The 20,745-nt window shown below is 61.6% G+C and carries 23 protein-coding genes and 1 pseudogene; 11 read left to right on the forward strand and 13 right to left on the reverse strand.

What is annotated here, in order from left to right; all coding sequences use genetic code 11:
* From ACZ9IU_RS20225 to ACZ9IU_RS20235, 3 genes are all read right to left on the reverse strand, one after another.
* Complete coding sequence (locus tag ACZ9IU_RS20225; RefSeq protein ID WP_038546348.1) at nt 1-930, reverse strand: prephenate/arogenate dehydrogenase family protein; 930 nt, start codon at nt 928-930, stop codon at nt 1-3.
* Complete coding sequence (gene hisC, locus ACZ9IU_RS20230) at nt 927-2,036, reverse strand: histidinol-phosphate transaminase (RefSeq protein ID WP_038546351.1); 1,110 nt, start codon at nt 2,034-2,036, stop codon at nt 927-929. The genes ACZ9IU_RS20225 and hisC overlap by 4 nt, the downstream gene beginning before the upstream one ends.
* A gap of 190 nt (nt 2,037-2,226) precedes the next feature.
* Nucleotides 2,227-2,967: a class I SAM-dependent methyltransferase gene (locus ACZ9IU_RS20235; protein ID WP_038546354.1), complete on the reverse strand. Its 741-nt coding sequence runs from the start codon at nt 2,965-2,967 to the stop codon at nt 2,227-2,229.
* A gap of 88 nt (nt 2,968-3,055) precedes the next feature.
* Here ACZ9IU_RS20235 and gloB point away from each other — a divergent pair, with 88 nt between their 5' ends.
* Together gloB and ACZ9IU_RS20245 are read left to right on the forward strand one after the other, a co-directional pair.
* The gene (gene gloB, locus ACZ9IU_RS20240; protein ID WP_038546356.1) at nt 3,056-3,826 is read left to right on the forward strand and encodes a hydroxyacylglutathione hydrolase; all 771 of its coding nucleotides are present in this window, start codon (nt 3,056-3,058) and stop codon (nt 3,824-3,826) included.
* A complete protein-coding gene (locus tag ACZ9IU_RS20245; protein ID WP_038546360.1) occupies nt 3,827-4,246 on the forward strand; it encodes a cupin domain-containing protein in 420 nt (139 codons plus the stop codon).
* Here ACZ9IU_RS20245 and ACZ9IU_RS20250 read toward each other — a convergent pair.
* Genes ACZ9IU_RS20250 through ACZ9IU_RS20260 form a run of 3 tightly spaced genes read right to left on the reverse strand, consistent with a single transcriptional unit; the run spans nt 4,243 to nt 6,628 of the window.
* A complete protein-coding gene (locus tag ACZ9IU_RS20250) occupies nt 4,243-4,896 on the reverse strand; it encodes a lysoplasmalogenase (protein WP_038546363.1) in 654 nt (217 codons plus the stop codon). The two genes, ACZ9IU_RS20245 and ACZ9IU_RS20250, sit on opposite strands and share 4 nt — an antisense overlap.
* 35 nt (nt 4,897-4,931) lie before the next feature.
* Complete coding sequence (gene yddG, locus ACZ9IU_RS20255) at nt 4,932-5,819, reverse strand: aromatic amino acid exporter YddG (protein WP_038546367.1); 888 nt, start codon at nt 5,817-5,819, stop codon at nt 4,932-4,934.
* 35 nt (nt 5,820-5,854) lie between these two features.
* Nucleotides 5,855-6,628: a DUF3108 domain-containing protein gene (locus ACZ9IU_RS20260; protein ID WP_051900201.1), complete on the reverse strand. Its 774-nt coding sequence runs from the start codon at nt 6,626-6,628 to the stop codon at nt 5,855-5,857.
* Nucleotides 6,629-6,879: 251 nt separating this feature from the next.
* Between ACZ9IU_RS20260 and rpmB the strand changes: the two genes are divergently transcribed.
* Together rpmB and ACZ9IU_RS20270 are read left to right on the forward strand one after the other, a co-directional pair.
* A complete protein-coding gene (gene rpmB / locus ACZ9IU_RS20265) occupies nt 6,880-7,179 on the forward strand; it encodes a 50S ribosomal protein L28 (RefSeq protein ID WP_038546370.1) in 300 nt (99 codons plus the stop codon).
* Between the two features lie 116 nt (nt 7,180-7,295).
* On the forward strand, nt 7,296-7,934 hold the full coding sequence (locus ACZ9IU_RS20270; protein ID WP_038546374.1) for a queuosine precursor transporter: 639 nt from the start codon (nt 7,296-7,298) through the stop codon (nt 7,932-7,934).
* 28 nt (nt 7,935-7,962) lie between these two features.
* On the opposite strand, the gene ACZ9IU_RS20275 is transcribed toward ACZ9IU_RS20270, so the two are convergent.
* From ACZ9IU_RS20275 to ACZ9IU_RS20290, 4 genes are all read right to left on the reverse strand, one after another.
* On the reverse strand, nt 7,963-8,952 hold the full coding sequence (locus ACZ9IU_RS20275) for an esterase-like activity of phytase family protein (RefSeq protein ID WP_038546376.1): 990 nt from the start codon (nt 8,950-8,952) through the stop codon (nt 7,963-7,965).
* A gap of 10 nt (nt 8,953-8,962) precedes the next feature.
* Nucleotides 8,963-10,858: a cobaltochelatase subunit CobT gene (gene cobT / locus ACZ9IU_RS20280; RefSeq protein WP_038546378.1), complete on the reverse strand. Its 1,896-nt coding sequence runs from the start codon at nt 10,856-10,858 to the stop codon at nt 8,963-8,965.
* Between the two features lie 14 nt (nt 10,859-10,872).
* A complete protein-coding gene (cobS, locus tag ACZ9IU_RS20285; protein ID WP_038546380.1) occupies nt 10,873-11,865 on the reverse strand; it encodes a cobaltochelatase subunit CobS in 993 nt (330 codons plus the stop codon).
* A 61-nt stretch (nt 11,866-11,926) separates the two neighbouring features.
* Complete coding sequence (locus tag ACZ9IU_RS20290; RefSeq protein ID WP_038546382.1) at nt 11,927-12,562, reverse strand: J domain-containing protein; 636 nt, start codon at nt 12,560-12,562, stop codon at nt 11,927-11,929.
* A 102-nt stretch (nt 12,563-12,664) separates the two neighbouring features.
* Here ACZ9IU_RS20290 and ACZ9IU_RS20295 point away from each other — a divergent pair, with 102 nt between their 5' ends.
* Together ACZ9IU_RS20295 and ACZ9IU_RS20300 are read left to right on the forward strand one after the other, a co-directional pair.
* On the forward strand, nt 12,665-12,946 hold the full coding sequence (locus tag ACZ9IU_RS20295; protein WP_038549763.1) for a BolA family protein: 282 nt from the start codon (nt 12,665-12,667) through the stop codon (nt 12,944-12,946).
* A gap of 207 nt (nt 12,947-13,153) precedes the next feature.
* Entirely contained in the window at nt 13,154-14,014 is an 861-nt protein-coding gene (locus ACZ9IU_RS20300) for a hypothetical protein (protein ID WP_157885187.1), read from the forward strand.
* 86 nt (nt 14,015-14,100) lie between these two features.
* Here the strand turns inward: ACZ9IU_RS20300 and ACZ9IU_RS20305 are convergent.
* The 3 genes and pseudogenes from ACZ9IU_RS20305 to ACZ9IU_RS20315 form a co-directional block, all read right to left on the reverse strand.
* Nucleotides 14,101-14,973: pseudogene (locus ACZ9IU_RS20305) on the reverse strand (HlyC/CorC family transporter); the annotation flags it as partial.
* Between the two features lie 11 nt (nt 14,974-14,984).
* Nucleotides 14,985-16,139 (reverse strand): 3-dehydroquinate synthase, encoded by a 1,155-nt coding sequence (gene aroB, locus ACZ9IU_RS20310; RefSeq protein ID WP_173426761.1) that lies wholly within the window; start codon nt 16,137-16,139, stop codon nt 14,985-14,987.
* A complete protein-coding gene (locus ACZ9IU_RS20315; RefSeq protein WP_038546387.1) occupies nt 16,136-16,744 on the reverse strand; it encodes a shikimate kinase in 609 nt (202 codons plus the stop codon). Before ACZ9IU_RS20315 ends, aroB begins: the two co-directional genes overlap by 4 nt.
* A gap of 148 nt (nt 16,745-16,892) precedes the next feature.
* Between ACZ9IU_RS20315 and ACZ9IU_RS20320 the strand changes: the two genes are divergently transcribed.
* The 5 genes from ACZ9IU_RS20320 to ACZ9IU_RS20340 all read left to right on the forward strand — a co-directional run bounded on the left by ACZ9IU_RS20320 (nt 16,893) and on the right by ACZ9IU_RS20340 (nt 20,743).
* Nucleotides 16,893-17,051, forward strand: coding sequence for a hypothetical protein (locus ACZ9IU_RS20320; protein ID WP_038546390.1), 159 nt, complete (start codon nt 16,893-16,895; stop codon nt 17,049-17,051).
* 11 nt (nt 17,052-17,062) lie between these two features.
* Nucleotides 17,063-18,007 carry a site-specific tyrosine recombinase XerD gene (gene xerD / locus ACZ9IU_RS20325; protein WP_038546392.1) on the forward strand — a complete coding sequence of 315 codons (945 nt, stop codon included), beginning with the start codon at nt 17,063-17,065 and terminating at the stop codon, nt 18,005-18,007.
* Between the two features lie 63 nt (nt 18,008-18,070).
* On the forward strand, nt 18,071-19,024 hold the full coding sequence (locus ACZ9IU_RS20330) for an acetyl-CoA carboxylase carboxyltransferase subunit alpha (protein WP_038546395.1): 954 nt from the start codon (nt 18,071-18,073) through the stop codon (nt 19,022-19,024).
* Nucleotides 19,025-19,205: 181 nt separating this feature from the next.
* Entirely contained in the window at nt 19,206-20,513 is a 1,308-nt protein-coding gene (locus tag ACZ9IU_RS20335; protein ID WP_038549768.1) for a L,D-transpeptidase family protein, read from the forward strand.
* Nucleotides 20,510-20,743: a sulfurtransferase TusA family protein gene (locus ACZ9IU_RS20340; protein ID WP_038546397.1), complete on the forward strand. Its 234-nt coding sequence runs from the start codon at nt 20,510-20,512 to the stop codon at nt 20,741-20,743. The genes ACZ9IU_RS20335 and ACZ9IU_RS20340 overlap by 4 nt, the downstream gene beginning before the upstream one ends.
* Nucleotides 20,744-20,745 lie beyond the last annotated feature (2 nt).

Here is a 20,745-nt window from a genome sequence, read left to right on the forward strand (position 1 = left end):
TCACTTTTTGGCGTCGAGTGAATGGCGGCCGAAATCCGGCGCGTCGACATCCTGGCCGGCCTGGACGATGGAGCGGCGGATGGCGCGGGTGCGGGTGAAGAGCTCGAACAGCTTGTCGCCTTCGCCCCAGCGGATCGCCCGCTGCAGATAGGCGAGATCTTCCGAAAAACGCGCCAGCATTTCCAGGATCGCATCCTTGTTATGCAGGCAGACATCCCGCCACATGGTGGGGTCTGACGCGGCAAGACGGGTGAAATCGCGAAAACCGGAGGCGGAATATTTGATCACTTCCGCGTCGGTCACCGTTTCGAGATCGTCCGCCGTGCCGACGATGTTGTAGGCGATGATGTGCGGCAGGTGGGAGACGATCGCCAGAACCTTGTCATGGTGCTGCGGGTCCATTTCGTCGATGCGCGAGCCGAGCGCCATCCAGAAGGATTTCAGCGTGTCGAGCGCGACTTGATCCGTATCCGGCAGCGGCGTGAAGATGCACCAGCGATCCCGGAACAGGCCGACAAAACCGGCGTCCGGACCGGATTTTTCCGTCCCCGCAAGCGGATGACCCGGAATGAAATGCACGCCCTCCGGCATATGCGGCGCCATCTGCGCGATGACGGAGGCCTTGGTGGAACCGACATCGGTGACGATCGCGCCGGGCTTCAAGCTGCCGGCAATCTGCCTGGCAACCGCTTCCGATGCGCCGACCGGCACCGAGACGATAACGAGATCGGCATCCTTCACCGCGTCGGCAGCTGAGGAGACATAGTGCGTGCCGAGCGCCAGTTCTTCGGCACGTTTCAGGGTTTCGGCGCTGCGCGTGGAAATCACCACCTCGCCGGCCAAACCCTGTTCCTTGACGTCCCGTGCGATCGAGGAGCCGATCAGGCCGATGCCGATCAGCGCGATTCGGTCGAAAAGCGGCGTGCTCATGCGCTTTTGCCCATGAATTCGCCGAGCGTTTCGATGACGCCGCGATTGGCCTCCTCCGACCCGATCGTCATGCGCAGCGCATTCGGGAAACCGTAGCCCCGGACGGCGCGCAGGATGTAACCGCGGCTGGTGAGGAAGGCATCCGCTTCCGGCGCCCGCTTGCCGTCGACATCCGGGAAATGGATGAGCACGAAATTGGCGACCGAAGGCGTCACCTTGAGGCCGATCGCCTCCAGCGCGTGGGTAAGCTTGCCCTGCCAGAGATTGTTGTGCTCGACCGCTTTTTCGACAAAAGCCTGGTCGCGGATCGCGGCCGCACCCGCGGCAATCGCCGGGGCGTTCATGTTGAACGGGCCGCGCACCCGGTTCAGCGCGTCGAGGATGCCGGCCGGGCCATACATCCAGCCGATGCGCAGCGCCGCAAGCCCGTAGACCTTGGAGAAGGTGCGGGTCATCACGACGTTCCTGTTGGACGACACCAGTTCGAGGCCGGCCTCGTAATCGTTCTTGCGCACGTATTCCGCATAGGCAGCGTCGAGCACGAGGATGACGCTCTTCGGCAGGCCGGCATGCAGGCGGCGGATATCGGCGACCGGGACATATGTACCAGTCGGATTGCCGGGATTGGCGATGAACACCATCTTCGTCTTGTCGGTGACGGCGGCAAGGATCGCGTCGACGTCGACGGTGCAATCCTTCTCCTTCACCTCGACCACTGTCGCGCCGGCGCCCATGATCTGTATCCTGTAGACGAGAAACCCATGCTGGGTGATGATGGCCTCATCGCCGGCACCGAGATAGACGTGGCAGAGCAGGCCCAGCAACTCGTCGGAACCGTTGCCGCACATGATGTTCGCGACGTTGAGCCCGTGCACCGAGGCGATCGCCTCGCGCAGCGCCATTGCCTGACCGTCCGGATAAAGTTCGAGATGGCCGGCCGCCTGTTTGAAAGCGTCGATCGCCTTCGGGCTGGCGCCGAGCGGCGTCTCGTTGGACGAAAGCTTGAAGACCCGCGCAACGCCCGGAGCATGTTCCTTGCCGGGCACATAGGCGGCGATATCCAGGATGCCTGGACGCGGAACGGGCTCACTCGTGACGATGCTCATCGGATCAACCTTTTTGGAAAGCCTTAAACGGCGGGTGTGATCCAGTGGGATTAAAGCCGAATTTCGGCTTTGTCGAGTGGTGAGGAATGGCCGGCGCAGCCGACGAAACGATCCAGTCAATCGTTTCGAATGACGAACGCCCTGAGCCAAAGCGAAGGGGCGGAGAATGCAGCCGGATGAGGGGCGGTCCTCACCGCGTCCGCGTCGTAGGCACGCCTTGAGGTGCCAGCACCGGCACGAAGACGCGGCGCGACGCACGGGCGGCGACCGGCAGGCCCTGGTAGAGGCGCTTCTGGGCCTCCACCACGATCACCCCCGAAAACACCGGCCAGAAGCGGCGCCCCAGGCGCTCGAAGGCCTGGCGCAGCTTCAGCACCGCGCGGATCTTCGACGGCGGGAAGAACAGCGCCTCGGCGCTGGCGCCAGGTGTAAAATTCGTCTCGCGCAGCAGCGAGGTGAGCTGGCCGCGCGAATAGGGCCGGCCGGAACCGAACGGCGTATGCTCCATGCGGGCCCAGACGCCGCGCCGGTTGGGCACGACGATGACCAGCCGCCCGCCGGGCGCCAGCACCCGCCAGAGTTCCTTCAAGGTCTCCCGCGGATTTTCGGCAAATTCCAGCGAATGCACCATCAGCACACGATCGACGGAAGAGTCCGGCAGCGGCAGTTCCTCGTCGAAGACGAGGGCCGTCGAGGAAAGCTCGCTGACCGGCCAGTTCACCGCCCCCTGCCCTGCCGGCATGAAGGCGAAAGTGCGTTCCGTATCGGCGCGGAAACGGTCGAGATAGGGCACGGCATAACCAAGGCCCACCAGCCGCTCCTCCGGAAGCCGCGCCCAGAGCGAAGACAGCGCGAACGTGATCGACTGCTCGGCGAGATGGCCGAGGGGCGAGTGATAGAATTCGCGAAGATCGACGATATCCGTGTGCATGCGTGATTTGGTACCAGACGGTGGTTGGACTTCAAGGGACCAGTCTCTACATTGTGACGCAAAACACTTTCAGCAATGGGGTTATGTTATGAGACCACTGGAACTCGAAGTTTTTTCATGCCGCAGCGATAATTACGGCGTTCTCGTGCACGATCCGGAAAGCGGTCTTACGGCCTCGATCGATGCGCCGGAGGAAAAGCCGATCCTCGAAGCGGCGGCCCGGCGCGGCTGGAAGATCACCCACATCTTCACCACCCACCACCATGGCGACCACGTGGAAGCCAACCTGGCGCTCAAGGAAAAGTTCGGGCTGGAGATCATCGGCCCGTTTAACGAGGCCGTGGCGATCCCCGGCCTCGACAAGACCATGGCGGATGGCGACGAATTCCAGTTCGGCGAACATCTCGTCTGCGTCATCGAGACGCCGGGCCACACGGCCGGCCATATCTGCTACCATTTCCCGGATGACAAGATCCTGTTTGCGGCAGACACGCTGTTTGCGCTCGGCTGCGGCCGGCTGTTCGAACGCCCGGCCGCCGACATGTGGCACTCGCTGCAGAAACTCGCCGTTCTGCCGGACGAGACTGCCGTCTATTTCGGTCATGAATATACGCTCTCGAACGCGAAGTTCGCGCTGAGCGTCGATCCGGACAACGGGCGTCTGCAGGCGCGCGCAAGCGAGATCGAGGCGCAGCGCGCGGCCGGCCGGTTCACCATTCCGACGACGATCGGGCTGGAAAAGGAAACCAATCCCTTCCTGCGCGCATCGGACCCGGCCATCCGCCGCAACCTCCTGATGGAGGGCAAATCCAACGAGGAAGTGTTTGCCGAGATCCGCAAGCGCAAGGACAACTTCTGAATGACGCCGGAAGAGATCATCGCCACGCTCGGCATGCAGCGGCATCCGGAAGGCGGCTGGTACGTCGAGACGTTTCGTGACGCTGAGGGTGGCTCACGCGGCCATTCGACGGCGATCTATTATCTGTTGGAAGCCGGCGAACGCTCCCACTGGCATCGGGTTCGCGATGCGGCGGAGGTCTGGCATTTCTATGCCGGCGATCCGCTGCTCTTGCGGATTTTCGAGGGCGAGACGGTCGAAGAGGTGAGGCTCGGCACCGATCTCGCCAGGGGCGAACGGCCGCAGGCCGTGGTCCCTGCGAACGCCTGGCAGGCTGCGGAACCGCTTGGCCGGTTCACGCTGGTGGGTTGCACGGTCGCGCCAGGCTTTCAGTTTTCGAGCTTCGAGATGGCTCCGCCCGGATGGGAACCGTCGGTCTAAGATAACGGCAGGCCGGCAATTGCCAACGTAAAGATCAGCTGTGCCGTGAAGTAAGTGCCCCACACGAACGGCTTCAGCCTCGCCATGACAGGCGCATCCGGCTTGACCAGGAATTTCTGGACCGCCAGTGCAGTGTCGGACATGACGAACAGCGCAGCACCGGCCGCCGGCAGGATCGGCTTCACCGCCAGCGCCGAAAGTGCCATGGCGAGGATCGCGACCCCATAGGCGGCGACGGGGATGGCGAGCCGTCCGGCAGGGCGCCACAGCATGAAAAACGTCATGCCCGTCAGCACCACGAAGATCCATGCCGCCGTATAACGCCATGCGGAGGCGACGAGTAGGCTCGGTTCTATCGACGGCCAGAACAGCGCCGCATAGGCAATATGCGAAGCGAGGAAGGCCGCGAGCCCGGCGACGAAGGCTGGCTCTCCCTCGTAGGCAAGGCAGGCGTCTCCGAGTGCACCGAGCGCCAGCGCTGCGACGAACAGCACCGGCGCGCCGGAAAGACCGGCGTAGAGCACAAGCAGCAGGACCGGTATGGTCTTCAACACCGCACGAAGATGGCTCGCCGGCCTTTTCAGCCAGCGGAAATAATGGATCGCAAGCGCGATCGAGGCGGCAAGCACCGCCCATAACGACAGATACATCTCTTCCCCCACGTCCCCGACCCTTTCAGGAACGCCTATTCGGCCGCGGCTTCCGCAATTGGCTTCGGCCGGAACATATCCCGCGCCGCCAGCACCGCCCCTCCGGTGATCAGCAGGCAGGCCAACAGGATGTTCCAGTTCGCTTCGGCAAAACCCGATGCGACCAGAATCAGCGTCGACAGCAGCGGCGCCGCATAACTGGCCGCGCCGATGATCTGGATATCGCCGTTCTTGACACCGTAGTCCCAGGCATAGAAGGCCGCGCCGACCGGCAGCAGACCAAGCCCGACCACCGCCGCCCACTCGCCGCCATTAGCCGGCCAGACGGTTGTCTCAAGCGCCAGATGGCAGATCAGCGACAGCAGCGAGGTGCCGAGGCAGAAACCGGTGACGACATCGGTCGAAACCCGGTCGAAGCGCCGTGTCAGCAGCGAATAACCGGACCAGGTGAAGGCGCAGAGAAAGGCGGCGCCATAACCCATGAGATAGGCGTCGTCGAAGGCAAGCCCGTTGCGGGAAACGATGGCGATCGTGCCGCAAAGCCCGGCGACAGCACCAGCCATGTGATACCAGCGCAGCCTTTCTCCCGGCAGCAGGGCCGAACCGACGACGATGAACAGCGGCCAGAGATAGGCGATCAGCCCCGCCTCGACGGCCGGTGCGTTGCGGAGCGCCGTGAAATACAGAAAATGATAACCGAATAGGCCGCCGATGCCGGTGATCCAAACCTTCGGCGGCTGCTTCAGGAGCGCGATACGCTCGGGCCTGACGATAAAAAGCACGATGCCCGGCAGGCTGCCGATCGCGAACGTCATCGCGCTCATCTGGAAAGGCGGCACTTTTCCGGATGCAGCCGTCATCAGGGCCAGCAGCGACCACATCAGGATCGCCGTAAAACCGATCAACGTTCCCCGGATTTTCACCCCTGCCCCCTTGGGCGCCCGGGCGGGCGCCTTATTCAACCGCCATATTTGACGGCCGTCACGTAAACCTGCCCCATCCTTGTCGGGATGACGGCGTAGACCGGAGCATATACATTTACCGATTGCGCTTTGGCAAACCAGATTTCCATCGGCGTCTTGCGCAAGTATTCGATATCGCTGCGCCCGCGCTTGAAGCCCGACCTCGGAAGGTAGCGGATCGAACAGACGATCGCCTCACCCTTGAAACCGTCAGTCGAAAACGGCCTGGTGCCCTTCGGCGTCAACACCAGGTCCATGCGCGACTCGCCATCGTAGATCGGCAGCCGACTGGGGCAGACCTTGGCGTCACCCGGGAAGATGAGGCCACTCAACGGGTCGAGAACCGCATGCAGGTCCTTGTCCGTCACAGGAATCCAGGTTTCCGGATTGCGGGTCGGCTCGGGCTTGACAGTCGTCTCGGTGACATTGCCGTTGCGGTACTCGACGTCGTAGACACGCGTGCGCCGGCCGGCGCTGTAGACGAGGTTGTAGCGATCGGCCTGCAGCTTGTCGGCCTGCATTCGCCCGCTGACGCTGGTCTCGGCGGAGATGCGGCTGATGATGTTGACGATCCCGGCCGATTTGAACGTGCCGGTGATCTTGTAATCGCTGCTGTTGAATTCGCTCGCGAATGATGCCTTGGCGATCGGCAGGATCCCGAGCGAAATATCGTATTCGCTGACATGTCGGATTTCCGCCGAGCCGAGCGGAACGGTCGTGAACCCGAAGACGAGCACGAAGGCACTGACGAAACAGCCGTGAAGGTTCATGATTCTGCCCTGACCGATGAGGACGCCGAAAAGCGTCTTCCTGGAGACATATAGACGGTGCATCATGGCAAGAAAATAGCGGCGTCAGGGCACTGGCAGCGGATTCTCTTAGGGTTAGGCCAAGGTTTTGGCTTGACGCGACGAGCCCCACTGACTATAGAACCGCAACTTTCCACTCAGGACCAGTTGGATCGGCGCGCCGGGCATTGTCCGGAAGTACCATCCGATTGCAGAAGAACAAAGGTGTATCCATGTCTCGTGTGTGCGAACTGACCGGTAAGGGCGTTCTGACCGGCAACAACGTAAGCCACGCCAACAACAAGACCCGCCGTCGGTTCCTGCCGAACCTGTGCCAGGTCACGTTGATCTCCGACGCTCTCGGCCAGCGTTATCGCCTGCGCGTTTCGGCGCACGCTCTGCGCTCCGTCGAGCATCGTGGCGGCCTCGATGCCTTCCTGTTGAAGTCCAACGAGACCGAACTGTCGATGCGCGCCCGCTTGCTGCGCCGCCAGATCGTCAAGAAGACCGCCGAAGTCGCTGCTGCGGCCTAATCGGTCTGACGACAAATCATCCGGCTTTGAACAAGGCTTGAACGGGTAATACCGGCCAAGCCTTTTCTCTTGGCCTTCATAAAACTCCAACTGGTGGCATCACCCAGGATAAAAAAATGCTGAGCTCACGCTATACTTTCATCTATGCCCTGCTGATGGCGGCCATCGTCGGCGCCTCCAATTTCCTGGTGCAGTTTCCGGTCACGGGAACGCTCTGGGGCATCGCCCTTGGCGATCTCCTTACCTGGGGCGCCTTCACCTATCCCGTCGCATTCCTGATCACTGACCTCACCAATCGCCAGTTCGGTCCCTCGATTGCGCGACGCGTCGTGCTCGTCGGTTTCGTCGTCGGCGTCGCGCTGTCCTTCTGGATTTCCGTTCCGCGCATCGCCATCGCATCCGGCACAGCCTTCCTGATTGGCCAGCTTCTCGACATCTCGGTGTTCAATGAACTGCGCCGCAAGACCTGGTGGAAGGCGCCGCTGGCGGCATCGCTGATCGGCACCGTGATCGATACGATCCTGTTCTTCTCGCTGGCCTTCGCCCCGCTCTTCGCCTTCATCGGCCCGAACGAGGATTTCGCCATCCAGTCTGCACCGATCCTCGGCGCGTTTGCCGCAGTGGCCCCACGCTGGATCTCCTGGGCGCTCGGCGACCTCGTGGTCAAGGTTCTGGTCGGCGTCGTCCTGCTCCTGCCCTATGGCGCGCTGATGAACGTGCTGAAGCCGATGCCGCAGGTCGCTCCGGCCCGCTAAAACTCAAGCGCAGACATTCCGCCTGGCATCATTGCGTCAGGCGGAATTCCAGCATCACGTTACGCTGCAGCAGATTGCCGTTGTCATCCGAAATCAGGATGAGGTGCGGCTTGCCCTCGGGCCCGGTGATGACGTCGAGCCCTTCCATGTTGTCGATGGCATAACCCATGTCGGCATCGACGAGCACTTCGCCGTCGACGACAGCGCCGGGGCGGATGCTGTCGCCCTTGATGAGGCGGATGCGCATGCCGAGACCGCCGAGAAAGCTGAACCGACGTTCGAGCAGCAGGAAATCGCCGTTTGGCAGGAAGGCCCCATCGGTCGCGTCGAAGGGATCGTGCCGCACCACCGTGAACACGCCCTTGAGCGGCCCTTCCAGGATGGCGGCGAAAAGGTTCCCCTGGTCATCGAGGCTATGCTCGGTGACCACGATGGGCGATCCCTTGAGCGGACTGGCCTGGGGCGAGACCGCCACCGTCTCCATGCCCGCATTCATCCGGAACTCGTGGCGGGGGATCGGCAGATCAAGGCTTTTCAGGGGAGCGGAGGTCTCGAACCCCGGATCGGGATAGGCATCGACGCGATGCAGTTGCTCAAAGCTGACGATCGCCTGGCCGTCCCTCAGCGCCAACCCCTCGGCGTCCGACGTATATTTCGAACCGACCCGGCCGCCGCGGATGAGGATCGGATTGATGGCGAGATCGGCGAGGTTGGTGAGGCGCCCCTTGGCATCCCGCTCGATGCGGCCGGTCAGCCAGGAACCGGTATCGAGCACCGACACGAACCTTTCGCCATCGGCGCGAAAGCGGATGCTCGACAGCGACTGCAGCCGGCTATCGGACGATGAAAATTCGATTCCACCGAGAAATTCGAGCGATCCAAAGCGTGTTTCCGCCGAACCGCGCTTGAATTCGGTGATCGCGCGCGCCCTGACCGATATATTTTCGGTGGCCGGCGCCACCGGGAAAGCGATGACGCCAAAAAGGCCGGCCCAGACGACGAGGCGGGAAAGTTTCAAGCGGCGGACCTCAGCTGGCCCGTCGCATGCGGCCCTGCTGCCTGCCGTTTTCCGCAAACAGTTCGGCAAGCTGCTCGGTCATTGCCCCGGCAAGCTCGTCCGCATCGACGATGGTCACGGCCTTGCGATAATAGCGCGTGACGTCGTGGCCGATGCCGATTGCCAGCAGCTCCACCGGCGAGCGCGTCTCGATCTGTTCGATCACGGCCCGAAGATGCCGTTCGAGATAATTGCCCGGATTGACCGACAGCGTCGAATCGTCGACCGGCGCGCCATCCGAAATCATCATCAGGATCTTGCGCTGTTCGCGGCGGGCGATCAGACGGTTATGCGCCCACATCAGCGCTTCGCCGTCGATGTTTTCCTTGAGCAGGCCTTCGCGCATCATCAGGCCGAGGTTGCGGCGCGAGCGGCGCCAGGGCGCATCGGCCGACTTGTAGACGATATGGCGCAGGTCGTTGAGGCGGCCGGGCGTCGGCGGCTTGCCGCTCGCCAGCCACTTTTCGCGCGCCTGCCCGCCCTTCCAGGCCTTGGTGGTAAAGCCGAGTATCTCGACCTTGACGCCGCAGCGCTCCAGCGTGCGGGCAAGGATGTCGGCGCAGGTGGCGGCGACCGTGATCGGCCGGCCACGCATCGAGCCGGAATTGTCGATGACGAGAGTGACGACCGTATCGCGGAACTGCGTGTCGCGCTCCTTCTTGAAGGAGAGCGGCTGCATTGGATCGATGATCAGGCGCACCAGACGGGCCGGATCGAGATACCCCTCTTCGAGATCGAAGTCCCAGGAGCGGTTCTGCTGCGCCATCAGGCGGCGCTGCAGCCGGTTGGCAAGCCGGCCGACGGCGCCCTGAAGGTGGGCGAGCTGCTTGTCGAGGAAGGCCCGCAACCGGTCGAGTTCCGCTTCGTCGCAAAGCTCTTCGGCCGTGATTTCCTCGTCGAATTCCTGGGTGAAGATCTTGTAGTCGACCTTCTCGTTGAAATCGTCGAACGGGCTGTTGGGCCGCCGGGTTTCGCCGGGTGTTTCGGAATGTTCGTCGCTGTCGTCCGACATGTCGTCGTCGGACATTTCCGCGCCGTCCATCTCGCCGTCGTCCATTTCCTCGTCGGACGCGTCGCTCTGCTCGGCAGGTGCGGCGTCGGAGCCGGCTTCTTCCTCGACCTCGTCGTTCTCGGTCTCGTTGCTGCGCGGCTGGTCTTCCTGGTCCGGGTTCTCCATCTCCTCCGGCTCGGCATCGTCGTCGGCAAACTCCTCCGCCATCTGCATGGAGGTCAGCATGTGCCGCACCAGCTTGGCGAACGCCTGCTGGTCCTCGATCACGTTGCGGAGGTTGTCGAGATCGCCGGCCGCCTTGTCCTCGATGAACGGACGCCAGAGATCGAGCACCTTGCCGGCACTCGCCGGCGGCTTGATGCCGGTGAGCTTCTCGCGCACCAGCATGGCAACCGCTTCGCCGATCGGCGCGTCTTCCTGCCGTTCGACGCCAGAGAAATTCGCCTTCGAGTATTTTTCCGCATGCATCGAACTGAGGTTCGACGCCATGCCGGCCATCCGCAATGCACCGATCGACTCGACGCGCGCCTGCTCGACGGCATCGAAGACGACGCGGGCATCGGCACTCTGCGGCGACATGCTGGCATGCACGTTCGTGTCGTGGCAGGCGATCCGCAGCGCCATGGAATCGCCGAGCCCGCGGGTCACCGCGAGCTCGTGTGCCGTCGGTCGCTTGGAGATTTCCGGCAGGCGGATGCGCTCGCCGGCAAGGCCCGGACGCTCGTTGGCGAACGTGACCTCGACTTCCGCGTCACCGGCGATGGAACGCACGCAGCCGGTAATTGCCCGCCGCAACGGTTCGGTATCGACCGGACCGCCGGATTTGGCTTTCGAATTGTCTCCGCGACCTGCCATGATCTCGTCTCCGCTTAGGCTCCGAGAACGATGTTGGCGGCACTTTCCTTCAGCTCGACGCCGAAGGCGCGCTGGTACTGTTCGGCGACCAGCGTGCGTTCCAGTTCGTCGCACTTGTTGAGGAAGGTGATGCGGAAAGCAAACGCAATGTCACCGAAGATCTCGGCGTTTTCCGCCCAGGTGATGACGGTACGCGGGCTCATCACGGTCGAGAGATCGCCGTTGATGAAGGCCGAACGGGTAAGATCCGCGACGCGCACCATCTTCGATACCGTCTCGCGGCCCTCGGCCGTGCGACCGAAGGACTTGACCTTGGCGGCGACGATGTCGACTTCCTTCTGGTGCGGCAGATAGTTCAGCGTCGTCACGATCGACCAGCGGTCCATCTGCGCCTGGTTGATCTGCTGTGTGCCGTGATAAAGGCCGGTCGTATCGCCGAGGCCGACCGTGTTGGCGGTCGCGAAGATGCGGAATGCCGGGTGAGGACGGATGACACGGCTCTGGTCGAGCAGGGTCAGGCGGCCGGAGGATTCCAGAACGCGCTGGATGACGAACATGACGTCCGGGCGGCCGGCATCGTATTCGTCGAAGACGAGCGCGACATTGTGCTGGTAGGCCCAGGGCAGGATGCCGTCCTTGAATTCGGTGACCTGCTTGCCATCCTTCAGCACGATCGCGTCCTTGCCGACGAGATCGATACGGCTGACATGGCTGTCGAGGTTGATACGCACGCACGGCCAGTTGAGGCGGGCGGCGACCTGCTCGATATGGGTGGACTTGCCGGTGCCGTGGAAGCCGGACACCATGACGCGTCGGTTATGCGCAAAGCCGGCGAGAATGGCGAGCGTCGTATCTCGATCGAACAAGTAGTCCGGGTCGAGATCCGGTACGTAGGGGTCGCCGCTGCTATATGCCGGAACCCTGATATCGCTGTCGATGCCGAAGACTTCCCTGACCGAAACGGTGGTATCGGGAAGGTTTGAAATATCTAGATCAATCTTACTCATCGTCTCTCCAAGGCGCGAGCCGCCGCCCGGCCGTCATCCTTACTGCCATAATTTTTACGGCTTAGCAGAAACCCGCCTGCTTCAACAACTGATATGCTTGAATGACGGCACGAAAACGTTCTTCCGAACCGCGGTCGCCGCCATTCGCATCCGGATGGTGTTTCTTGACCAGTTCCTTGTAGCGGGTCTTGATCTCCGCAGCCGACGCATTGGCCGCCAACTCCATCGTATCGAAGGCTTTGGCTTCCAATGTCTTCAGCTTGCGCCCCTGCGTCTGGAAACGGGGGCCGGCCGCCCGCGCACTCGACACGAAGCCGAACGGATCCCTGAAGCGCTGCTGGGCGCCGGTGGCGCCGGCAGCCCCCGAACGCGCCGTCGAATGAAGCGGGGCATCCTTGGCGGCCTTGTTGACGCCGACGGTCCAGGTCGGACGATGGCCGGTGATCGCCTCTTTCTGGTAACGGGCGATCTCGCTGTCCGAGAGGCCGGAGAAATAGTTATAGCCCTTGTTGTATTCCCTGACATGTTCGAAACAGAACAGAAAGAACTGGCCTTCCGCGTTGCGGCCAACGGGTGCACGATGGACGCCGGGTTTGTCGCACCCGTCCCATTGGCAAGTGGGCGCTTCAGGCACAGCTTCCTGCTGCCTGTTCTTGCGCGTCCGGATGCGGTCGAAATATTTGGAATCTAGTTTCATAAGGCCCTCATTATGGGGCGACGAAGAGGGCGCGGCAAGAATTGACAAAATCCTTTCTTACTGGTTTGTGAGATGCCCTTTTGCGTCGCAACGGAGACCGCGATGTCCGTCAAATCCCGAATCGAAATCACGCTTACCGACAATCTTGAGCCGGAACGGCTGATCGTCATCGATGAAAGCCATCAGCACGCCGGCCATCAGCCCGACATCACCGGAACCGGCGAAACCCATATGCGGGTCCGCATCGTTTCGAAAAAATTTTCCGGAATGAGCCGGCTCGACCGGCATCGGACGGTGAATGCCCTGCTGAAGCCGGAACTCGATGCCGGCCTCCACGCACTCGCGGTGGAAGCCTCGGCACCGGGTGAGCCGACGCGCTGGTGACAAGGCTTAGATAGGGATGACCTAGCGAGAGGCCAAGGTACGGGCATCATTCTTTGTGGGATATCGCTTTGGCCGACCCGCCGCCGTTTCCCGATAGCTGACGGGGAGACGCTGGCCCTGGAAATTCTCTCCTTGCAGAATTCAGCTTTGCACAAGCCATGGTTGATAACGAACGCCGAGTTATCGTCAACTTTCGGGAGTGGATAAATGGTCTCGTCGGTAGCATCGTCTGGAACTGGTCTGGATTATTCCCGAAATCTACGCGCTCAGTCGGGAAGCACATTTCAAGCGCGTGAGGATGCCGCGAAAAGGGTCCAAGCAGCCGTTACAAATGGCGCACCGACGAAAGAAATCGAAGCCCTCGTCATACAAGCCGGATCAATCCGCTACAGCGAAGAAGAGTTGGTTGCTGACGAGCAGCAAATCAATGCGCGAGAGGACCTCAAGGCGAGGCTGCGCGCTGGCATTGCTGACCCGGAAGAAGAGTTCAAAGCAAAGGCTTTCCTGGTCACGCCGGACTCATGGCCTGATGAGCAGAGGATAGACGCTGCCCGTCAAATTGACGCCGCCGGATATCTTGACGGCCAGATTCAGAACAGGCTCGCTGAGCCCCGCCCCCATACAAGGCGGGAGCTTGAGGAAAAATGGGATCCTTCCAGATATGCTGGTATCGAGGTGAAACGCCTGCCACCTGTCGTTGGATTTCAGCCGACTGAAGCGATGAAGGCGGAAGTCGCGGCCATTCGCGCTAATGCGGCTCGCGACGAGGCGGAATTTAACGCGCAAAGACAGGCAAATCCCGGACTCTATGCCGACAATCTCGAAAACAATTCGATGAACGAGACCAACGTCGCCACAATCCCTGCCAAAGACCTCGACGACAAGATTGAGTACATCAGCCACCTGATTGAAAGCGGAGAATCAAAAAAATACTCTTTTAGCGCTGGCAATGGTGATCAAACCACCACCTCGATCCACCAGTTTCTATATTGGCTGCAACAGCGCGCTACAGACATGGAGAACGGCGGGACCTACTTGCCGGCGATGTTTAACAACCCAAGCGCTTAGCACTTGCTGCTATGACAGAGATCTCAACTATGCGCCGAAAGCCGCCAATTTCAGCGCCAGACTGAAAGCCTTTCGCAACACGAAAGCTACTCCGCCGGCAGCGCCGCATCTCCCACCGGGCGGATGCGCAGCCGCGTAATGCGGTTTTTCTCGCGCTTCATGACCGTGAAGCGCTTGCCATAGAACGTAAACGCCTGCCGTTCTTCCGGGATCAGCTTCGATTCGTGGATGACGAGGCCGGCGATCGTCGTCGCTTCCTCATCCGGCAGGCTCCAGTCGAGCGCGCGGTTCAGATCGCGGATCGGCACCGAACCGTCAACGACGATCGAACCGTCCGCCTCCTGGCGCACGCCCTGGATCTCGATATCGTGTTCGTCGGCAATGTCGCCGACGATCTCCTCAAGGATGTCTTCGAGCGTGACGATGCCCTGTACCTCGCCATATTCGTCGACGACGACCGCGAAATGCCCCTTGCGTCGCAGGAAGGCGCTGAGCTGGTCCTTGAGGCTGGTGCTGTCGGGCACGAACCATGGTTTTTGGGCGATCTTGACGATATCGAGGTTTTCCGGCTCGACATTCGGCTCGGCGAGCGCCCGAAGCAGATCCTTGGCGTGAACGACGCCGATGATATTCTCGGTCGAATTGCGCCAGAGCGGCATGCGCGTATAGGGGCTTTCAAGCACGGTGCGCACCGCCACTTCCGGCGGGTCGTCGGCATTGACCGCCCGCATGACCGTGCGGTGCCGCATCACGTCGGAGACTTCGAGCTCCTCGAGTTCGAAGAGGCCGTTCAGCCGGTCGCGGTCCTGCTTTTCGAAATTTCCGTCGCGATGAACGATATCGAGAGCGGCGTGCAGATCGTCATGGCTGGAAAGCGCCAGGGTCTGTTCCGACAGGGAAACGCCGAGCGCGCGAAGAAACCCGCGGATCACCGCGTTGACAGCACGCGACTTGAGGCCCTGTTTGGACGTCATTTCGGCCGTTTTTCCTCCAGGAAACTCAAGACTTCGGACGACGGCACGTCGTTGGCGACGAAGGACTGACCGATGCCATGGGTGAGGATGAAGGTGAGCTTGCCGCTCATCACTTTCTTGTCCTGCGCAATTGCATCGAGCAGCTTTTCGGTCGGCGGCAGTTTTCCGGGAATATCGCTCATCGACGTTGGCAGGCCGACGGCCTTGAGATGGGCCGTCACCCGCGCCGCGTCGTCCGGGCTTGCAAGGTTCAGGCGCGCCGAGAACTGGTGCGCGAGAACCATGCCGATCGCGACGCCTTCGCCATGCACGAGGCGGCTGCTGTCATATTCGGTTGCCGCTTCTAGCGCGTGGCCGAACGTGTGGCCGAGATTGAGCAATGCCCGCCGGCCGGTCTCGCGCTCGTCCTCGACCACCACGTCGGATTTCGCCTGGCAGCTGATCGCAATCGCCTCGATCCGCTCCGGACCGCCGGCAAATACGGCTTTCCAGTTCTTTTCGAGCCACGCGAAGAAATCCGGCTGGTCGATCAGTCCGTATTTCGCTACTTCCGCATAACCGGCCCGGAATTCGCGCTGGGAGAGCGAATCAAGCACCGCGGTATCGGCGAGAACGAGGTCCGGCTGATGGAAGACGCCGAGCAGGTTCTTGCCGTGGCGGGTGTTGATACCGGTCTTGCCGCCGACCGACGAATCGACCTGCGCCAGAAGCGAGGTCGGGATCTGCACGAAGCGCACGCCACGCCTGACGATGCCGGCAGCAAACCCGGCAAGATCGCCGATCACGCCGCCGCCGAGCGCTATCACCGCGTCGTTGCGTTCGATACGGGCCGAAAGCACCATGTCGGTGACGGTCGCCAGATGTTCGAGGCTCTTGGTCTTTTCGCCGGCGGGAAGCGTCAGCGACACGGCTTCGATCCCGTCCGTCTGCAGGCTGTCCATCAGCGCTTCGAGATAAAGCGGCGCGACGTGCTCGTCGGTGACGATGGCTGCCTTGCGGCCCTTCAGCCGCGCGGTGATCTCGCCGCCGGCACGCGTGATCAGGCCGGGGCCGATCAGGATGTCATAGGCCCGTTCGCCGAGCGGCACGTGCACCAGACGCTCCGGGGCGCGTTCCTCGGATCGGGCCTCGGATCGGGAAGACATGTTCATTGCAATTCACCTTCGCTGGGCAATTCATCTTCGCCGGACAGATTGGCCACCGCGGAGAGCACCTCGTTGACCACTACGTCCTTGCGGACATTTTCGGACCGCACCGTTACGTCGGCCTCGGCATAGATCGGATAACGCTGGATCATCAGATTTTCGAGCGTCTGCTTGGGGTTCTCGGTTTTCAGCAACGGCCGGTGGTCGCGTTTGTTCACCCGTTCCCACAAAACGTCGAGATCTGCCTTCAGCCAAATGGAAATGCCGCCGATCTTGATCTGGTGGCGGGTGTTCTCATTGATGAAGGCGCCGCCGCCGGTCGAAACCACGCGCGGGCCGCCCCTCAGCAGCCGCTCGATGACCCTGGTTTCCAATGCCCGGAACTCCGTTTCGCCGTAAGCCGCAAAAAGTTCGCTGATGGTCATGCGGGAAACCTTCTCGATCTCCGCATCCGTATCGATGAAGGGAATCGAAAGGTTCTGCGCCACCAGCCGGCCGATCGCCGATTTGCCTGCCCCCATCAGCCCGACGAAGATCAGGTTGCGCTTGCCGAGAACGGCGCGCGCCTTTTCGCTGAGGGCGGGTGCGGCGGAGGTTGCGGCTTCTGTCATCGTTAGGTCCGTTTCGAGAAAACGGTATCGACAAATGCATCGGCAGCGTCAAGCCGTCGCAACCCTCAAAGAATGCGGGGGATTGTTTGTTCTTGCCGATATGTAAACCTTTATCGATATATTGCGACGCAACCCCCAGGAGTCGTGAATGCCCACCCTTTTCCGTTTCCTCTTCGTGCTGGCGGCGATCGCAGGCATCGTTTATGGAAGCATGGTGGCTCTCGTCATGCTGGTGGACCCGCACGAGCGCGATGTGACGGTGCGCATTCCTTCCGAGAGGTTGAACCCGGCAGCGCCGAAACAATAACGGCAGGGAACATGGCCGATCTTTCCCGAGCTCATATCGAAGCCTTTCTCGAAATGATGAGCGCCGAGCGGGGAGCCGCCGGCAACACGCTCACCTCTTACGAACGCGATCTCGAAGATCTGCAGTCCTTCCTCGTTGCCAGCAACACCTCGGCCCTGACGGCTGAAAGCGCCAGTCTCTCCGCCTATCTCGCCCATCTCGGCGCCCAGGGTTTTGCCGCTTCGTCCCAGGCAAGAAAACTGTCGGCGATGCGGCAGTTCTACAAATTCCTCTATGCCGAGGGCCTGCGCGGCGATGACCCGACCGCGATCCTGGACGCGCCGAAAAAAGGCCGTTCGCTGCCGAAGATCATGAGCGAGGACGAGGTGACGCGCCTGCTGGACCTCGCCGCCAAGGAAGCCGGCGAAGCGGGGCCGGACCAGCTTGGGCGTCTCAGAATGCTGGCGCTGCTCGAACTGCTCTACGCGACCGGCATGCGCGTCAGCGAACTGGTATCGCTGCCGATCAAGGTTCTCGACCAGGAGGGCCGTTTCCTGATCATCCGCGGCAAGGGCAACAAGGAGCGCCTCGTGCCGCTTTCCCGTTCTGCGATCGCGGCCGTCGCATCCTATGGCGAGGTCCGGCGGCTGGCACTCGCAAAGACCGGCGACAGCCCTTGGCTGTTTCCTTCGACCGGCAAAGGGGGCTACCTGCCAAGGCAGGTGTTTGCCCGCGATCTCAAGGGTCTGGCGGCGCGCGCCGGACTTAGAGCCGCCGCAATCTCTCCCCATGTGATGCGCCATGCTTTCGCAAGCCACCTCCTCCAGAACGGGGCAGACCTTCGCGTTGTGCAGGAACTGCTCGGCCATTCCGACATTTCCACCACTCAAATCTACACGCATGTACTGGAAGAAAGGCTGCGAGAGCTGGTTCAAACACACCACCCTCTTGCAAAACAGGCCAAAAACCGGGATTAGAGGCCCCAAACACAAAATGGGAACTCCGTGTTCCTGAGATAAAACAACCGGAAACCGGCTCTCATGCAGACTTATCTCGATTTCGAAAAGCCAATCTCGGACCTCGAAGGCAAGATTCACGAGCTCAAAAAGCTCGCCTCCGAGGACGAAAGCATCGATACGTCCGAGGAAATCGGCAGGTTGGAGACCCGGGTCAGGGAAGCCACAAGGGAAATCTATTCCAAGCTTGGCGCCTGGGAGAAAACGCAGGTCGCGCGCCATCCGCAGCGACCGCATTTCCTCGATTACTCCGCCCACTTGTTCACCGATTTCACGCCGCTCGCCGGCGACCGCAATTTCGGCGAGGACGCCGCCATCCAGGCCGGCCTTGCCCGCTTCAACGGCATGCCCGTCGCCGTCATCGGCCAGGAAAAGGGCCATGACACCAAGACGCGTCTCAAGCACAATTTCGGCAGCGCGCGTCCGGAAGGCTATCGCAAGGCAATCCGCGTCATGGAAATGGCCGATCGTTTCCACCTGCCGGTCATCACCCTCATCGACACTGCAGGCGCCTATCCCGGCGTCGGCGCCGAGGAACGCGGCCAGGCGGAGGCGATCGCCCGCTCGACCGAAATGTGCCTGGGCCTGAAGGTGCCGATGGTTTCGGTCGTGATCGGCGAAGGCGGCTCCGGCGGCGCCATCGCGATCGCCACCGGCAACCGCGTCTACATGCTCGAACATTCGATCTATTCGGTCATCTCCCCGGAAGGCGCGGCATCGATCCTCTGGCGCGATTCGACCCGCGCCCGCGAGGCTGCGACCAACATGAAGATCACCGCCGAAGACCTGAAGGGTCTCGGCATCATCGACGACATCATCCCGGAGCCAGTCGGCGGGGCGCATCGCGAGCCCGAGGCCGTCATCACCGCGACGGGCAAGGTCATCGCTTCGGCGCTGGAAGATCTCGGCAGGCTTTCGGGCGAGGAAGTGCGGGCTGCACGCCGGCAGAAATTCCTCGATATCGGCCGTAATCTGTGATCTCCGGCTGTCCGCCGCTCAAATAGCCAAATTTGGCCATATTGCTGATAACATTGGGGCCTGGGCGGTTTTGCTGGACAGGCCGGCGCAAGCGGTTAAGAATATGTAAAGATTACCGCTTTATTCCTAGAAGTCCTGTACCGAATTCGTTCGTCGTTCCAAGTCTATGTGGTCCGTCTCGATGCGCCTGAAACACATCGCTTTCGCCCTCCTCGTGGCAACAGCCCTGACGGGCTGCAACGATACGCTCGATTCCGCGAGCGTCGACCTGAAGAGCGTCAAGAACAAGGTCGAGCAGCCCCTGCCTTCGAGCATTCTCGCCGAGATGCAGAAGAAGGACATGCCGCGCAATTCGCCGATCATGATCCGCATCCTCAAGGAAGAGGGCAAGCTGGAGGTCTGGAAGGCGAGAGCTGACAACCGCTTCGAGGTGATCAAGAGCTACGACATCTGCGCCTGGTCCGGGAAGCTCGGCCCCAAGGTCAAGGAAGGCGACCGGCAGGCTCCGGAAGGCTTCTATAACCTGACGCCGGCGCACCTGAACCCGAATTCCAAATATTACCTCGCCATCAACACCGGCTTCCCGAACCGCTACGATGCCGCCAACGGCCGCAGCGGATCGAACCTGATGATCCACGGCGCCTGTTCATCCTCCGGCTGCTATTCGATGACCGACGAACAGGTCCTGGAAATCTATGCCTTCGCGCGTGACGCCTTCAAGGGCGGCCAGACCTCGGTGCAGTTGCAGGCGCTTCCCTTCCGCATGACCGCCGAAAACATGGCGCGTCACCGCGACAGCCAGAATTTCGACTTCTGGAAGATGCTGAAGACCGGCTACGACAATTTCGAAGTCACCAAGCGCCCGCCGGAAGTCAACGTCTGCGACAAGAAGTATGTCTTCAACCAGCAGGCCGATAGCAACGGCACTTTCGCTCCCGCCTCAGCCTGCCCGCCCATGTCCACTCCGCCGGCCCTCTCGGCGGCGCTCACCTCCTACGAAAAGACCTATCAGGTGACTTACGCGAAGGCGCTGGAGAAGTTCGACGGCAAGGTCTGGTACGAGCCGACCGAAGCCGAGCGCAAGGCAGTGGTCGCCGGCAAGCGCAAGGGCCGCGATATCGCCTATGCGCCGACCGGAACCTCGCTCGAAGCCGGCAAGCTGCTGAGCCAGTCGGAGTTCCAGGAGATGATGGAAAAGCGGATGGCCTCCCAGAACAAGCCGGCTAATACCGTGCTTGCCTCCGCCTCGCCCGTCACCTTCCGTGCCGGTTCCGCCGCCGACCGCATGAAGCAGGACCGCCTGCCGGCAGCCGGCCCCAACGCGCAGAACAATGTCGCACAGAGCACCGGTACGGTCCCGACCGTCACGACGGCGCAGGGCACGACCGCCACGGTTCCGATCCCGGCTCAGAACCCACTTGCCTATGCAGCACCGCCGATCAGCGAAGAAAAGAAAAAGCCGTTCTGGAAGTTCTGGAGCCAGGAATGAGCTTTGAGACCGCAGGCCTCTACGATCTGAGAGGCCTGAAGTGTCCCCTGCCCGTCCTGAAGACGCGGCGCCGGCTGAAAGGCATGCCAAGCGGCACGGAGCTTGCGATCGAAACTACCGATCCCCTGGCCGGCATCGACATCCCCCATTTCTGCAATCAGGAAGGCCACGAACTGGTCCGCTCGGAAAAGACCGACACGGGACACCGGTTTCTGATCCGCAAAGGTTGAGC

The sequence above is a fragment of the Mesorhizobium sp. USDA 4132 genome (assembly GCF_056279545.1).

What these genes read in the sequence shown, in the direction of transcription:
- ACZ9IU_RS20330 (WP_038546395.1), top strand. Translation starts at nt 18,071, where the DNA reads ATGCAGACTTATCTCGATTTCGAAAAGCCAATCTCGGACCTCGAAGGC.
- hisC (WP_038546351.1), bottom strand. Translation starts at nt 2,036, where the DNA reads ATGAGCATCGTCACGAGTGAGCCCGTTCCGCGTCCAGGCATCCTGGAT.
- rpmB (WP_038546370.1), top strand. Translation starts at nt 6,880, where the DNA reads ATGTCTCGTGTGTGCGAACTGACCGGTAAGGGCGTTCTGACCGGCAAC.
- ACZ9IU_RS20290 (WP_038546382.1), bottom strand. Translation starts at nt 12,562, where the DNA reads ATGAAACTAGATTCCAAATATTTCGACCGCATCCGGACGCGCAAGAAC.
- ACZ9IU_RS20260 (WP_051900201.1), bottom strand. Translation starts at nt 6,628, where the DNA reads ATGAACCTTCACGGCTGTTTCGTCAGTGCCTTCGTGCTCGTCTTCGGG.
- ACZ9IU_RS20225 (WP_038546348.1), bottom strand. Translation starts at nt 930, where the DNA reads ATGAGCACGCCGCTTTTCGACCGAATCGCGCTGATCGGCATCGGCCTG.
- ACZ9IU_RS20340 (WP_038546397.1), top strand. Translation starts at nt 20,510, where the DNA reads ATGAGCTTTGAGACCGCAGGCCTCTACGATCTGAGAGGCCTGAAGTGT.
- ACZ9IU_RS20235 (WP_038546354.1), bottom strand. Translation starts at nt 2,967, where the DNA reads ATGCACACGGATATCGTCGATCTTCGCGAATTCTATCACTCGCCCCTC.
- ACZ9IU_RS20270 (WP_038546374.1), top strand. Translation starts at nt 7,296, where the DNA reads ATGCTGAGCTCACGCTATACTTTCATCTATGCCCTGCTGATGGCGGCC.
- xerD (WP_038546392.1), top strand. Translation starts at nt 17,063, where the DNA reads ATGGCCGATCTTTCCCGAGCTCATATCGAAGCCTTTCTCGAAATGATG.
- ACZ9IU_RS20250 (WP_038546363.1), bottom strand. Translation starts at nt 4,896, where the DNA reads ATGTATCTGTCGTTATGGGCGGTGCTTGCCGCCTCGATCGCGCTTGCG.
- ACZ9IU_RS20315 (WP_038546387.1), bottom strand. Translation starts at nt 16,744, where the DNA reads ATGACAGAAGCCGCAACCTCCGCCGCACCCGCCCTCAGCGAAAAGGCG.
- ACZ9IU_RS20295 (WP_038549763.1), top strand. Translation starts at nt 12,665, where the DNA reads ATGTCCGTCAAATCCCGAATCGAAATCACGCTTACCGACAATCTTGAG.
- cobS (WP_038546380.1), bottom strand. Translation starts at nt 11,865, where the DNA reads ATGAGTAAGATTGATCTAGATATTTCAAACCTTCCCGATACCACCGTT.
- cobT (WP_038546378.1), bottom strand. Translation starts at nt 10,858, where the DNA reads ATGGCAGGTCGCGGAGACAATTCGAAAGCCAAATCCGGCGGTCCGGTC.
- ACZ9IU_RS20245 (WP_038546360.1), top strand. Translation starts at nt 3,827, where the DNA reads ATGACGCCGGAAGAGATCATCGCCACGCTCGGCATGCAGCGGCATCCG.
- ACZ9IU_RS20300 (WP_157885187.1), top strand. Translation starts at nt 13,154, where the DNA reads ATGGTCTCGTCGGTAGCATCGTCTGGAACTGGTCTGGATTATTCCCGA.
- aroB (WP_173426761.1), bottom strand. Translation starts at nt 16,139, where the DNA reads ATGAACATGTCTTCCCGATCCGAGGCCCGATCCGAGGAACGCGCCCCG.
- ACZ9IU_RS20335 (WP_038549768.1), top strand. Translation starts at nt 19,206, where the DNA reads ATGCGCCTGAAACACATCGCTTTCGCCCTCCTCGTGGCAACAGCCCTG.
- ACZ9IU_RS20320 (WP_038546390.1), top strand. Translation starts at nt 16,893, where the DNA reads ATGCCCACCCTTTTCCGTTTCCTCTTCGTGCTGGCGGCGATCGCAGGC.
- gloB (WP_038546356.1), top strand. Translation starts at nt 3,056, where the DNA reads ATGAGACCACTGGAACTCGAAGTTTTTTCATGCCGCAGCGATAATTAC.